This is a genomic window from Salipiger sp., from assembly GCF_059781815.1.
The window spans coordinates 1-13,986 of sequence record NZ_JBYNAH010000135.1; the positions used below are offsets into that span (position 1 = coordinate 1).

Consider the following 13,986-nt stretch of genomic DNA (forward strand, 5'->3'; position numbering starts at 1 on the left):
CGGGGTCGGCTCGTAGCCGTGGATCTCGGCGCCGGGCTTGGTGATCGAGACCACCTCCGCCGCGTCGCCCGCCACGTTCTGCGCCATGTCCGCCAGCACCGTGAAGGTGGTGACCACCTTGAGTTTCTCGGCGGCCTCGGCAGCCTGAGCCTGCGTGAGCGCCAGCACAGACGCGGCAGCGAGTTTGGTCGCGTGGTTCAGCATGTCGTGCCCTTCCCTGAAATGCGGCCTTTGATCGGATGTAAATGCGAACCATTCGCAGTTGTCAATCATGCAAATGAGAATGGCTCGCAGAAACTTGAGGTGCGCCCTGCCCGCCCACAATGTGAGCGCGCCTCATGATCCCCTTGACCATTATGAATTGGCCTTAGCTTAGCCCAGCATATAGGTAGGCCGCCAAACAGCCCGGAAAGCCGTAATCTCATGTCCACCACCGCCCCGACCCGTTCCCCCGTCTTCGACCGCCTTCAGGCGGCCGCGCGCGAGCGCATCCTGATCCTCGACGGCGCCATGGGAACGCAGATCCAGCAGCTCGGCCTCTCGGAGGGCGATTTCCAGGGCTGCGGCGGCGGTGCCTGCACCTGTCACCTGCCGCATGACAGCGACAAGCCGCAGCAGGGCAACAACGATATCCTCAACCTTACCAAGCCCGAGGCGATCGAAGAGATCCACTATCTCTACGCCATGGCCGGCGCCGATATCGTCGAGACCAACACCTTCTCGTCGACCACCATCGCGCAGGCCGATTACGGCATGGAAGACGCGGTCTATGACCTGAACTTCCACGGTGCCCGGCTGGCCCGCAAGGCGATGGACCGGGCCGAGGCCGAGGATGGCCGCGCCCGTTTCGTGGCCGGCGCGCTCGGGCCGACCAACCGCACCGCCTCGATCTCGCCGGACGTGAACAACCCCGGCTATCGTGCTGTCACCTTTGATCAATTGCGCATCGCCTATGCCGATCAGGCGCGCGCGCTGATCGATGGCGGCGCCGACATCCTGCTGATCGAGACGATCTTCGACACGCTCAACGCCAAGGCCGCGATCTTCGCCTGCGAAGAGGTCTTCGCCGAGCGCGGCACCCGCCTGCCGGTGATGATCTCGGGCACCATCACCGACCTCTCGGGCCGCACCCTCTCGGGCCAGACGCCCACCGCCTTCTGGCACTCGGTGCGCCATGCCGCGCCCTTCACCATCGGCCTCAACTGCGCCCTCGGCGCCGAGGCGATGCGCCCGCACCTGGCCGAGATCTCGGGTGTGGCCGACACGCTGGTCTGCGCCTATCCCAACGCCGGCCTGCCCAACGAGATGGGCGAGTATGACGAGACCCCCGAGCAGATGGCGGCGCAGATCGCCGGCTTTGCGAAGGAAGGTCTGCTCAACGTGGTGGGCGGCTGCTGCGGCTCGACCTACGACCATATCCGCGCCATCGCGAAGGCCGTCGAGGGATTCGCCCCGCGCGAGATCCCCGAGGCCAAGCCGCTGATGAAGCTCTCTGGGCTCGAGCCCTTCACGCTGACCGCCGACATTCCCTTCGTCAACGTGGGCGAGCGCACCAACGTCACGGGCTCGGCAAAGTTCCGCAAGCTGATCACCAATGCCGATTACGCCACCGCGCTCGACGTGGCGCGCGATCAGGTCGAGGCCGGTGCGCAGATTATCGACATCAACATGGACGAGGGCCTGATCGACAGCCAGCAGGCGATGGTCGAGTTCCTCAACCTGATCGCCGCCGAGCCCGATATCGCCCGCGTGCCGATCATGATCGACAGCTCCAAGTGGGAGATCATCGAGGCCGGCCTGAAATGCGTGCAGGGCAAGCCGGTGGTCAACTCGATCTCGATGAAGGAGGGCGAGGAGGCCTTCCTCGAGCAGGCGACGCTCTGCCGCCGCTACGGCGCCGCGGTCATCGTCATGGCGTTCGACGAGGTCGGGCAGGCCGACACCGAGGACCGCAAGGTCGAGATCTGCACCCGCGCCTACAAGCTGCTGACCGAGAAGGTGGGCTTCCCGCCCGAGGACATCATCTTCGACCCCAACGTGTTCGCCGTCGCCACCGGCATCGAGGAGCACGACAATTACGGCGTCGATTTCATCGAGGCCACCCGCCGCATCACCACCGACTGCCCGCATGTGCATATCTCGGGCGGGGTCTCGAACCTGTCCTTCTCGTTCCGCGGCAACGAGCCGGTGCGCGAGGCGATGCACGCGGTGTTCCTCTACCACGCCATCCAGAACGGCATGGACATGGGCATCGTCAACGCGGGCCAGCTCGCCGTCTATGACCAGATCGATCCCGAGCTGCGCGAGGCCTGCGAGGACGTGGTGCTGAACCGCACCCCGGCCAATGGCGGCACCGCCACCGAGAACATGCTCGACATCGCCGAGCGCTACCGTGGCCAGGGCGGCGCCAAGGGCCGCGAGAAGGACATGTCGTGGCGCGAGCTGCCGGTGGAGAAGCGACTCGAGCACGCGCTGGTCAACGGCATCACCGAGTTCATCGAAGCCGACACCGAGGAGGCCCGGCAATCCGCCGAGCGCCCGCTGCACGTCATCGAGGGGCCGCTGATGGCCGGCATGAACGTGGTGGGCGACCTCTTCGGCGCCGGCAAGATGTTCCTGCCGCAGGTGGTGAAATCCGCCCGCGTGATGAAGCAGGCGGTCGCCGTGCTGCTGCCCTACATGGAAGAGGAAAAGCGCCTCAGCGGCGGCACCGAGCGCGAGGCCGCCGGCAAGGTGCTGATGGCGACGGTAAAGGGCGACGTGCACGACATCGGCAAGAACATCGTCGGCGTCGTTCTCGCCTGCAACAATTACGAGATCATCGACCTTGGCGTCATGGTCCCGGCGGAAAAGATCCTCGCCACCGCCAAGGAGCAGAATGTCGACGTGATCGGCCTCTCGGGCCTCATCACCCCGTCGCTCGACGAGATGGTGCACGTGGCCTCCGAGATGGAGCGCGAGGGCTTTGACATCCCGCTCCTGATCGGCGGCGCCACCACCTCGCGTGTGCATACGGCGGTCAAGATCCACCCGCGCTACGGCAAGGGTCAGGCGGTCTATGTCACCGATGCCAGCCGCGCGGTGAGCGTGGTCTCCTCGCTGCTGTCGCCGACGCAGAAGCCCGACTACGTCGCCAACATCCAGACCGAATATGCCGACGTGGCCGAAAAGCACGCCCGCGCCGAGCTCGCCAAGAAGCGCATCTCGGTCGAGCAGGCGCGCGAGAACGCGCTGAAGCTCGATTTCGGCAACCACGCCCCGGCGCCGTCCTTCCTCGGCACCAGGGTCGTGGATGACTGGGATCTGGCCGAGCTGGCGCGCTACATCGACTGGACGCCGTTCTTCCAGACCTGGGAAATGAAGGGCGTCTACCCCAAGATCCTCGAGGACGAGAAACAGGGCGAGGCCGCCCGGGCGCTGTTTGCCGACGCGCAGGCGATGCTCGAGAAGATCATCGCTGAGAAGTGGTTCAACCCGCGCGCCGTGGTGGGCTTCTGGCCGGCCAATGCCGTGGGCGACGACATCCGGCTCTACAAGAGCGAGGAACGCGCCGAGGAGCTCGCCACCTTCTTCACCCTGCGCCAGCAGACCGCCAAGCGCGGCGACCGGCCCAACGTGGCGCTGTCGGATTTCGTGGCCCCCGAGGGCCGCCCCGATCACGTCGGCGGCTTCGTGGTGACCGCCGGCATCGAGGAAGAGGCCATCGCCAAGGATTTCGAGGCCAAGCACGACGATTACTCCGCGATCATGGTCAAGGCGCTGGCCGACCGCTTTGCCGAGGCCATGGCCGAGCGCCTGCACGAGCGGGTGCGCAAGGAGTTCTGGGGCTACGCCCCCGACGAGGCCTTCGACAATGCCGAGCTGATCGCCGAGAAGTATGCCGGCATCCGCCCCGCCCCCGGCTACCCGGCCCAGCCCGACCACACCGAGAAGACCACCCTCTTCGAGCTGCTCGACGCCACCAACGCCACCGGCGTGGAGCTCACCGAGAGCTACGCCATGTGGCCCGGCTCCTCGGTCTCGGGGCTCTATATCGGCCACCCGGAGAGCTATTACTTCGGCGTCGCCAAGGTCGAGCGCGATCAGGTGCAGGACTATGCTGCCCGCAAGGGCATGTCGGTCGAGGAGGTCGAGCGCTGGCTCGCACCGATCCTCAACTACGTGCCGGGCGGCGCCAGCTCGGTGGCGGCGGAGTAGGCGCCGCGACAAGCAAGACTGGACCCCGCCCGCGAAATTTGCAAACTAGCGCTTTACGCGGCGCTAAGCTGCAAAGACCGCGGGAGGGGGACCGATGGCCACACGCAAGCTCTATGCCGGGGCCAAGCTGCGCGACCTGCGCGGCCGGCTCGGGCTGACACAGAAGGATTTTGCCGGCAAGCTCGGCATCTCCCTGCCCTACCTGAACCAGATGGAGAACAACAACCGGCCCGTGTCCACGACCGTGGTGCTGGCGCTGGCGCAGGAGTTTGGCTTCGACGTGACCGAGCTTGGCCAGGGCGACAGCGAGCGGCTGGTCTCGGACATGCGCGAGGCGCTGGCCGACCCGATCTTCGGCGAGGCCCCGCCCTTGGCGGACCTGCGCCTCACCGCCTCGAACGCGCCGGCACTGGCGCGCGCCTTTCTCGAACTGCACCGCGCCTATCGCCAGACCCACGAGCGCCTCGCCTCGCTCGACGAGGCGCTGGGGCGCGAGGATGCCCAGCTGCAGCCGAGCCCGTGGGAGGAGGTGCGCGATTTCTTCCACTACTGCGACAATTACATCGACGCGGTCGACCGCGCGGCGGAGCATTTCGCCAACATGCTAAAGGGCGATCTGCGCGGCGCGCTGGTGGCCCGCCTGCGCGAGCGCGGCGTGGCGGTGGAGACCGCGAAGACCAGCACGCTGCGCGCCTATGACGCCGAGCGCAAGCTGCTGACCCTGTCGAACCTGGTGCCGCCCGAGACGCAGAATTTCCAGCTCTTGGTGCAGGTGGCGCTCCTGCGCCAGAACGACCTTCTGGAAGCAACGCTCGACCTCGCCCGTTTCCAGTCCGAGGCGGCGCGCGCCATCGCCAAGCTCGGCCTCGCCAACTACTTCGCCGGCGCCGCGATGATGCCCTACGGCGCCTTTCTCGCCGCCGCGCAGGAGACACGCCACGATCTCGAGCTCTTGGCGGCGCGCTTCGGCGCCTCGATCGAGCAGGTGGCGCACCGTCTCTCGACCCTGCAGCGGCCCGGCGCCAAGGGCATCCCGTTCTTCTTCGCCCGCGTCGATCAGGCCGGCACCATCACCAAGCGCCACTCGGCGACGCGGCTGCAATTCGCCCGCTTCGGCGGCGCCTGCCCGCTGTGGAACGTGCACCGCGCTTTCGAGACGCCGGGCCGTTTCCTGCGCCAACTCGCCGAGACCCCGGACGGGGTGCGATACGTGCTGCTGGCCCGCGACGTCACCAAGCGCGGCGGCCATTTCGGCGCGCCGGTGCGGCGCTACGCCATGGCGCTCGGCTGCGAAGTCAAGCACGCGGGCGCGATGGTCTATGCCGACGGGCTCGACCTCGCCCGCGACGGCGCCTTCGAGCCGATTGGCATCTCCTGCCGGATCTGCGAGCGCACCGACTGCCACCAGCGCTCTGTGCCGCCGCTGGAAAAGCGCCTCTCGATCCGCCCCGAGCGCCGCGACGTGCTGCCCTATTCACTGGAGTGACCGGCACCGCGCCCCTTGGCGACGAGGCAAAGGGGGCCTGCCCCCTCTTGGCGCAAGCGCCAATTCACCCCCGAGGTATTTTGAAACCAGAGAAGACATGCGCGCTGCGCCCTGCCCTTCTCTTCGTCAAAAATACTCCCGCCGGAGGCCGGCCGAAGGGTCCCGCAAGCGCGGCATGACAGAAGAAGGCGCCATCACGCGGCCGGGTATCTTGCGGCAAGCCCCGCCATGAGCGCGCGGTCGGTGTCGTCGAGCGGACCGCCGGCGCCGGGGCGGAAGCGAGATCGGAAAGCGTCGAGCAGAGCGTCGTGGCGGTCGGCATCGACACGGTAGCCGAACCGGCGGGCGTCGGCGTGGAAGTCGCCCGGAGCGCCTGGTGCGGCGGAGATCGACAGGCCGCGCCGGGCAAGGCGGGCCCAGTCGAAGCGCGGCCCCGGATCGATCTTGCGCCCCGGGGTCATGTCGGAATGGCCGATGACCCGCGCGGGCGGGATGTTCCAGCGCTGGAGGATGCCGGCGAGCAGTTCCTCGAGCGCCGCCATCTGCGGTTCCGGAAACGGCTCGACGCCGGTGTTGGCGATCTCGATCCCGATCGAGCGCGAATTCACCTCGGCAACGCTGCCCCAGGCGCCGAGCCCCGCGTGCCAGGCACGCATGTCTTCGCGCACCAGCTGCCAGACACGGCCCTGCCGGGAGATCATGTAATGTGCCGAGACGCCGGACTCGGGGTTGCAGAGCCAGTCGCGCGCCGCCTCGGCGCTTGCCATCGCAGTGTAGTGCAACACGACCATGTCCGGCACCGCGCCGTCACGGCGCGGGCCGAAATTGTCGCTCGGATGCCAGAGCGGCGTCAGCCGCCGCGCGCCGCGCGGAACGGCGCGGGATCCCATGCGCAGGCGAAGCCGTCGCCATCGGGGTCGAGCCCCTTGCGGTCGCGCTGCGGGCCGCCCATCGACAGGAAGGCCTCCTGCGCGAGATCCGACGAGTTGTAGGCGTTGCAGGCCCGCGGCAGCGGGTTGCCGTCATAGCGCCCCGACCGCTCGTAGAGCGGCACGCCCTTGGGGTTGGTGGTCTGCAGCGCATAGGCCACGATATTCGGCGCGCTGCTGTCCGGGCGCGGCGGCAGGTCGGTCGGCGCGATGACCTGGTATTGCGCCCGGTTCTGGGCGATCAGAGCCGCGTCGTCCTGGATGTCGCGCTGCGCAGAGACCGCGTCGAAGTTGTTCTCGTTCGAGATCCCGACCGAGTTCGTCACCACCTCGGGCGCCGCGTTCTGCGGCGAGGCCTGCACCGGCGCGACGCCGGAATTCTGCGCGGCGGCGGAGGCCGCAGCCTCTGCCTCGAGATCGGAGCCGCCGTCGAGCGTGCGGCTTTCCACCGGCGTGGGCGCGCGTACGGTCACGGTGCCGTCGGCCTGCGCCTGCACCTGTCGCTGGGCGTAGGTCTGGTAGTCGTCGAAGCCGACCCCGGCGCCGCTGTCGGGAACCTGGCTCGCGCCGCAGGCGGACAGCGCGAGCGCTGCCACGCCAAGAAGGAATGCCGATCTCATCATCTTGCCCGTCACCTCTTTTGCGGTGCTGTTACCACCATTTCGCAGGTTTTTCCACGAACCCGACCGCGCGCTCGAGCGCGTAGGCGGTGTTCAGCAGATCCCCTTCTTCCCACGGCCGCCCGATCAGCTGCAGCCCCAGCGGCAGGCCCTGCTTGTCCAGACCCGCCGGAACGCTAACGCCCGGAAGGCCGGCAAGGTTCACAGTCACCGTGAACACGTCGTTGAGATACATCTGCACCGGGTCCGCGTCCTGCATCTCGCCGAGGCCGAAGGCCGCCGAGGGGGTGGCCGGGGTCAGGATCGCGTCGACGCCCTGCGCGAAGACATCCTCGAAATCCTTCTTGATCAGGGTGCGGACCTTGCGGGCGCGGTTGTAATAGGCGTCGTAGAAGCCCGCGGACAGCACGTAGGTGCCGACCATGACGCGGCGCTGCACCTCGGCGCCGAAGCCCTCGGCGCGGGTCTTCTCGTACATGTCGTTGATGCCCTCGCCGGCGGCGAGCGTGGCGCGGTGGCCGTAGCGCACACCATCGTAGCGGGCGAGGTTCGACGAGGCCTCGGCCGGCGCGATCACGTAATAGGCGGGCAGCGCATACTTGGTGTGCGGCAGCGAGATGTCGACGATCTTGGCGCCGGCATCGGCCAGCATCTCGCGGCCGCGTGCCCAGAGCGCCTCGATCTCGTCGGGCATGCCCTCCATGTGGTATTCGCGCGGAACGCCGATGGTCTTGCCCTTGATGTCGCCGGTCAGCATGGCCTCGAAATCCGGCACCGGAAGATCGGCGGAAGTCGAGTCCTTGGGGTCGTGGCCGCACATCGCCTGCAGCAGGATGGCGGCGTCGCGCACGTCCTTGGTCATCGGGCCGGCCTGATCGAGCGAGCTCGCGAAGGCGACGATGCCCCAGCGCGAGCAGCGTCCATAGGTCGGCTTGATGCCGGTGATGCCGGTGAAGGCGGCGGGCTGGCGGATCGAGCCGCCGGTGTCGGTGCCGGTGGCAGCGAGGCAGAGATCGGCCGCGACCGCTGCCGCCGAGCCGCCCGACGAGCCGCCCGGGGTCAGCTGGGTGTCGTCATTGCCGCGGCGCCACGGGTTGACCGCGTTGCCGTAGCAGGAGGTCTCGTTGCTGCTCCCCATGGCGAACTCGTCCATGTTGAGCTTGCCGAGCATCACCGCGCCGGCATCGAAGAGCTGGCTGGTGACGGTGGATTCGTATTCCGGCTTGAAGCCCTCGAGGATGCGCGAGGCGGCCTGCGAGGCAACACCCTTGGTGCAGAACAGGTCCTTGATGCCCATCGGGATGCCGCACATCGACGGCGCGTTGCCGGCCTTGATGCGGGCATCGGCGGCCTTGGCCTGCTCCATGGCGATCTCGGGGGTCTTGTGGACATAGGCGTTGAGCGCATCGGCGGCCTCGATGGCGCCCAGGCAGGCTTCGGTCAGCTCGACCGAGGTCACGTCTCCGGCGCGCAGCGCGTCACGCGCTTCGGCCACCTTCATCTTCGTCAGATCGCTCATTCCACCACCTTCGGCACGGCAAAGAAACCCTCGCGGGCATCGGGGGCATTGGCCAGGATCTTGTCCTGCTGGTTGCCATCGGTCACGCCGTCCTGCCGGCGCTTGAGGCGCATCGGGGTGACGGAGACCATCGGCTCGACGCCGTCCACGTCAACCTCGTTGAGCTGTTCGATGAACTCGAGGATGTTCGAGAATTCCTGTGCCAGCGCCGGAAGCTGGTCGTCCTCGACCCGGATCCGGGCGAGCTTGGCCACACGGGCGGCGGTGTCGGTGTCGATCGACATCGGGAGGCTCCCCTGTCTGCAAATGTCCGCAAAACTTTCGCCCGCTTTACCGCCGCAGCCGCGCCGCCGCAAGCGCCCGCGCCAGATGCGGGACAAGCGCTGCGCCAAAACATGCGTCGAAGGCCTGCAGGGCCCGCGCCTGCCCCGCATCTCATCGCCCCACTTCGGTCGGGCGCATGGCAGGGCCTTCATCGACGGCCCTTGGCCATCCAGTCGCGCTGGCGCAAAGGATGTCGCACCGCTGATGATACCGGCTGGCCCGGCTTGCGGGCGATCATAGTCCCTCGGGCTGTTGCTGAACGCCTGCATCGCATGAGCTCACGGCAAGTGCCCCGCCGGTTCCGCCTTCGTCCAGAGAGGCCCGGACGCAGCCTCCCCTTTCGAGCCACGCGGGGCAAGGGATCAGGAGCGTGGCGGTTCAGAGTATCTGGGCGGAGCTCCTCCCCTTCCGGCGGACCGAAGTCCGGCTTTCCTCGTCCTACGCCCACATGCAGAGGTCGCCGAACCTGAGTGCTCGGCCTTCTTTCCGGGGGCAGGTCCGTCGCTCCGACGCCAGTTTGAAAGCCGATCTCACCGATCAGAGCGGCGGAAAACCCGCCTAGGCACAGGGCCAAATCGCTCGGCAGCGCCACGCATTGCGGCTTGTTTGAACGCGTTATCAAAGGCTTGAAGCCTTGGGGCGCGAATTTGCAAAATTCTGATTTTTTACCTTGTAGCCCCTGCGTCTGGACGGCTATACGCGTCGGCGGAGACGTGGCCGAGTGGTCGAAGGCGCTCCCCTGCTAAGGGAGTAGGCGGGAAACCGTCTCGAGGGTTCGAATCCCTTCGTCTCCGCCATTCACCTTTGATTTCATTGAATTAACTGGCGTGCCGCCAGTCCCTCTCATGAACCACCCATGCGTTTTTGGGGCTTTGAGGAGGGTGATATCGGCGAAATGGTTCAAAAGATTCTTCCGATCCATACGCGGAGCGCACGCGGCGACGTAGGACTGGAAGTCGTTCGAGACCACTTCAACACACGCCTGCCCGCATGTCGATTGAGACACAGGCTATGTGAATAGCGGTTGGTGAAGGCCTTGAAGGCGATAGGCCTCGGCTGCGCTGACCCTCGCGCCGCGCTGTAGGTCGTCGGACAAGTTACACGCACTGTCCGGACAAGAGAGAATAAGCTCAGAGCGCTGACAGCACGAGAGACAAGCCTTCCGCCTGCATCGCGCGGGCGAATCCCGTGCGCGTGCTGAACCGCGCCTTATCCAATACCGGCGTGCCGCATCCGGGGACGGTCATTCCGGTCTTATGCCCGCCCATGGCCAGTATCAGACCGTCGGCTTGGGTTCTCACCTCGACGCGGGCCTCGCCGTCGCCCTCCATCACGAACCAGTCGATCCTGGTCGGACCGCGCTGCGCTACTGGCGAGGCGGCATAGTCAATGGTGATCTCGCTTTCGCTGATGCGGTAGGTCTCGACCACCAGTGCAGCGCCATCGGCATCCTCATAGGTCAAGGTCAGGCCAACGTGGCCCTCACCTTCCTCGAGATCGCTTACGCGCACAAAATCTACACGTTCGGGGTGGCTGGCCAGCGAAATCCAGTCGTCGCCCTCGCGCCAGCTCAGCCCGTGCGAACGCGTCTCGCCAGGAGGCTCGACAAGGGTGAAAGCAGGCTTCGTCGGGATCGGGTCAGATAGGCCGAGAAGCGCAGGACGGCCCTTCAGCATCGCCTGCTGAAGGCCAAGCGGATATTGTCCGGGGCTCGGCTTCAGTGCCACGCTGATCGCCGATCCGCCGCCATTGGCCAGGACACGCCCGAAGTTGTGCGGCAGCTCGAAAACGTAATCCCCCGTTTCCGCGGGCGTCGAAGCCTCGAGGCTTCCCTCGGTCCTTTCGGCAGCCTCGTAGGCCAGCGCGAGGATGCTGCCGAGCAGCAGGTTGTATTGCGACACCGAGGAATATTTCTCGAACCCGTTTTGCATCTCGTGCGGCATGCGGTTGCGCGCGATGCTGAACTCTCCCGCGCTCTTGCGGATATGCGCAAACCCGGCAAGCGCGCGACGCGCAGCGCGCTTGAAAACGCCAATGCGCCCGTCCCGGGCATCGACGTCGGCCAACTGCGCAGCCGCCATCTCGTAGCAGAGTGATTGTAGTGCATCGCCCCAAAGGTGGTGCGCGCTGCGTCCGCCAGAAAACAGTGAACCGTCCGGCATCTGCTGGAACAAGCTGGTCAGCGCCCCTCGGCCCAGTGTGTCCGAAAGCTCAGCTAAAAAATTTCCATGATAGCCCTGCCGGAGCATCCACCCCAGCCAGCAGCGCGGGAAGATATCGTAGACCGACGGTCCTTCCTCATACAGCCCGTAGGGATTGGCAAAGAAGCGCCCCTGCATGGCAAGGCTTCCTTCGGCGAATTCCGGCGTCATGCGGATGCCGGCTTGGTGGAGCATGTACTCCCCGGCAAGCGCCTTGCAGTTCCAGTTCGACCCAGGCCCATTTCGCCCGCCCGCCTGGTGCCGATAGATCGAATGCGGTTTGGTACGGCCTAGAAGCTGGCGCCATTCAGCAACCAATTCGGGATCGCACAGCGGTGCGAGGTGGCGCAGTGCGTTGGCAATGAAGAAAGGAAAGAAATCCTCGTGCTTGGTGGCCGCTTTTCGGCGCGAGAAACTGCGTATTGACCAGTCAAGCGCCCCGCGCGCGCTCTCCTCGAGCTCCGGCGCCGCGCCGTCTGCCACCAGTAGCGCCGCGGTATAGGCATAGGCTGGGGTGGCGTACTGGAATTCCTCGCCTTTGAGCGGGTCGACGATCTCGCCCTGTGAGCCCTGGAAACGCAGGAAGCTCTCCACGATGCCCCGCGCCACCTCGAGATAGGCTGTACGATCCTGCCCAGTGGGGACCGCGGCCTGGCGCCGTGCCAGGGACGTGACCTTGTCCTTCAGCGCCCGAAATCCGCCACTCTCGACGTCCTGAACAGTCCAGCAATCGAGGCCGAGATAGTCGCGCTGCACCACTTCCGCACGACCGTTCCCGGGCGCTGGCTCTAATGTGATGCGGTTCAGCACCCAGTTCTCACCCGGGCTGGACAGCCGAATGGAAACCGGCGCGCCGGTCGAGACCAACTGTAACGTCGTCTCTACATAATGATAGCGCAGGGTGCGAACGGGAGCCACACGGCCTGCGAGCCCATCAACGTCGATCTGAGTATCATGGTTCGCAAACTCGGTGTCGCCGCAGACAAGCCGGCAGGTGTAGCGCCCAGCTGGCAGGTCGATGAGAAGCTCGGCGGGCTCGAAGCCCAGTACAAAGCCTGGATCAGCCAGCCCTGGCTGACTGCGCATTCGATCTTCACGGCGCGGCCCCGGCATCGTCCAACCGACGCCGTGTACGGGGGAGTGCAGAGTCTGGGCCCCGACGATGGCATCGGCCTCCGGCTGATCTGGCGCACCGAAGCGGATCACCGCCGCCTCACCTGCGGCAAGGCGCGCGGCAATCTCTGCCGCGGGATCCGACGGGGCCGGGTCAGGCAGGTCATCGGCCCAAGGCAACGGCAAACCGAGCTCGCGCAGCCGAGCCACGAAAGACGGCACCGGCACGTAAACCACGTCGTCCTTGTCAAACATGGCGTCGTATTCGTCCGCGCCCGACAGCAGCAGCAAATGCACCAGATGGCGCCCCGACTTTTTCGCGTCACGGAAGGCGATCAGCGTCTCGCGATCGAAATTGTCGATTCTCGCCGCCAGCTTCTCGCGGCTGTGACGCACGGCGACCTCATAGGGCTTCCAGTGGAAATGCACGTAGACCAGCCTGGTGTTCTTGGGCTGGTTCCCGGTCACTGACTGACCATCGTGATAGCCCAGATCGAGCGAGGCGCACATACGCGCCGGAAAAAAGGTCTTGCGCACCTGGTTCGTGGACCGGAAGAGGCCCGGTCGTCCGGGATGGTTGTCGAGCCCGTTGCGCACCAGAAGCGCCCGCCGCGCGCCTTGGTAGATCGCGATTTCCTCTAGTAGCCGGTCCGGTTCGAAAACAGGGCCAGCCTCTGGGTCAATGACGCCGATGAACTCGTCGCAGTCGAGCGGGAAGTACATGTCGTAGGCGTCGGTCTCGTCGAACTCGCGAATCTTCGCAGCGATTATGTCGCCCTTGGCCTCGAAATCGGCCTTCGTGCGACGCGTCCAATCGACGTTGACCCCCGCAGCCTCCGCCTGAACCAGCAAGCGGATGGTCTCTTCTGACGTCGAGCCGTTGTCGTAGACGTACAGGTTCTCCGGACCCACGAGGGCGCTGTAATACCCCAACCAGACGCCCAACAGGGCGTCTTCATTCTTCTGCATCATGAGGCATGCGATCTTCACGCTGGCGGCCTTGTCCTGTCATGTCTTGCGTCAGTAGCTTCGCGGCATTCCTAAACTGCGCATCGAGGGGATGAAAGCCTCGCAATGGCCGTCTCGAGCGAGCATGCGGCCTCGTCCTCACCGGACGTGAGGCTCGCTCGCCAGAGAACCGCCGAGGTAAATATCCGCGACGACGCTATCGTGGAAAGCACGATCTCGCGGGCGGCGCAGCTCCTATGCTGCAATGCCGACGCAGGAGAGCGGTCAAGGCCAACCGAGGCGGCACTGGCCAAGCTCAGGACGGCGCTTCGGCGTACCGAACCGGCTCTCTACGCGGTGGATGCTCGCCCAAGCCAGACGGTCGATAAAGCCATTCGCTCCGACCTCCTTCAGCGACAGAAGGAGTTGCGCCCCGGCGTGTTCAAGCGCGTTTGCTATTCTCTGGAACTCTTCCAGTCGGAGTTCCGCACCCCCCCTCCCGCGGAGAACCGCCGCGAGAACGCGTCGCTCTTCCTTACCCTCATCACGGGCTTCCGTCCCACTATCGGCAGGTCCGAGCGCGACCCGCCGATCCTGATCCGAGGTGTCCTTTTTGTCTCAGCCCTCGGGCGTATACCAGATCGGCGAG

At 66.0% G+C, this 13,986-nt stretch carries 9 protein-coding genes and 1 tRNA gene; 4 read left to right on the top strand and 6 right to left on the bottom strand.

Annotated elements, in window-relative coordinates; genetic code table 11:
* On the bottom strand, nt 1–204 hold a 204-nt coding region (locus AC6RA4_RS15630), incomplete at its 3' end, for a metal ABC transporter solute-binding protein, Zn/Mn family (protein WP_500161854.1).
* A 219-nt stretch (nt 205–423) separates the two neighbouring features.
* Between AC6RA4_RS15630 and metH the strand changes: the two genes are divergently transcribed.
* On the top strand, nt 424–4,197 hold the full coding sequence (gene metH / locus AC6RA4_RS15635; protein ID WP_500161856.1) for a methionine synthase: 3,774 nt from the start codon (nt 424–426) through the stop codon (nt 4,195–4,197).
* Nucleotides 4,198–4,291: 94 nt separating this feature from the next.
* Nucleotides 4,292–5,683: a helix-turn-helix domain-containing protein gene (locus AC6RA4_RS15640; protein ID WP_500161858.1), complete on the top strand. Its 1,392-nt coding sequence runs from the start codon at nt 4,292–4,294 to the stop codon at nt 5,681–5,683.
* A 194-nt stretch (nt 5,684–5,877) separates the two neighbouring features.
* Here the strand turns inward: AC6RA4_RS15640 and AC6RA4_RS15645 are convergent, their stop codons facing one another.
* Genes AC6RA4_RS15645 through gatC form a run of 4 tightly spaced genes read right to left on the bottom strand, consistent with a single transcriptional unit; the run spans nt 5,878 to nt 9,035 of the window.
* On the bottom strand, nt 5,878–6,573 hold the full coding sequence (locus tag AC6RA4_RS15645) for an N-acetylmuramoyl-L-alanine amidase (RefSeq protein ID WP_500161860.1): 696 nt from the start codon (nt 6,571–6,573) through the stop codon (nt 5,878–5,880).
* Nucleotides 6,534–7,232, bottom strand: coding sequence for a hypothetical protein (locus AC6RA4_RS15650; RefSeq protein ID WP_500161869.1), 699 nt, complete (start codon nt 7,230–7,232; stop codon nt 6,534–6,536). Before AC6RA4_RS15650 ends, AC6RA4_RS15645 begins: the two co-directional genes overlap by 40 nt.
* A 31-nt stretch (nt 7,233–7,263) precedes the next feature.
* Nucleotides 7,264–8,751 carry an Asp-tRNA(Asn)/Glu-tRNA(Gln) amidotransferase subunit GatA gene (gene gatA / locus AC6RA4_RS15655; RefSeq protein ID WP_500161861.1) on the bottom strand — a complete coding sequence of 496 codons (1,488 nt, stop codon included), beginning with the start codon at nt 8,749–8,751 and terminating at the stop codon, nt 7,264–7,266.
* Complete coding sequence (gene gatC / locus AC6RA4_RS15660) at nt 8,748–9,035, bottom strand: Asp-tRNA(Asn)/Glu-tRNA(Gln) amidotransferase subunit GatC (protein WP_500161863.1); 288 nt, start codon at nt 9,033–9,035, stop codon at nt 8,748–8,750. Before gatC ends, gatA begins: the two co-directional genes overlap by 4 nt.
* A 747-nt stretch (nt 9,036–9,782) precedes the next feature.
* Here gatC and AC6RA4_RS15665 point away from each other — a divergent pair.
* Nucleotides 9,783–9,872 (top strand) — tRNA-Ser (locus tag AC6RA4_RS15665).
* 333 nt (nt 9,873–10,205) lie between these two features.
* Here the strand turns inward: AC6RA4_RS15665 and AC6RA4_RS15670 are convergent.
* Complete coding sequence (locus AC6RA4_RS15670) at nt 10,206–13,361, bottom strand: glycosyltransferase family 2 protein (protein ID WP_500161865.1); 3,156 nt, start codon at nt 13,359–13,361, stop codon at nt 10,206–10,208.
* A 102-nt stretch (nt 13,362–13,463) separates the two neighbouring features.
* Between AC6RA4_RS15670 and AC6RA4_RS15675 the strand changes: the two genes are divergently transcribed.
* Nucleotides 13,464–13,986: hypothetical protein (locus tag AC6RA4_RS15675; protein ID WP_500161867.1), on the top strand; the 523-nt coding region annotated here is incomplete at its 3' end.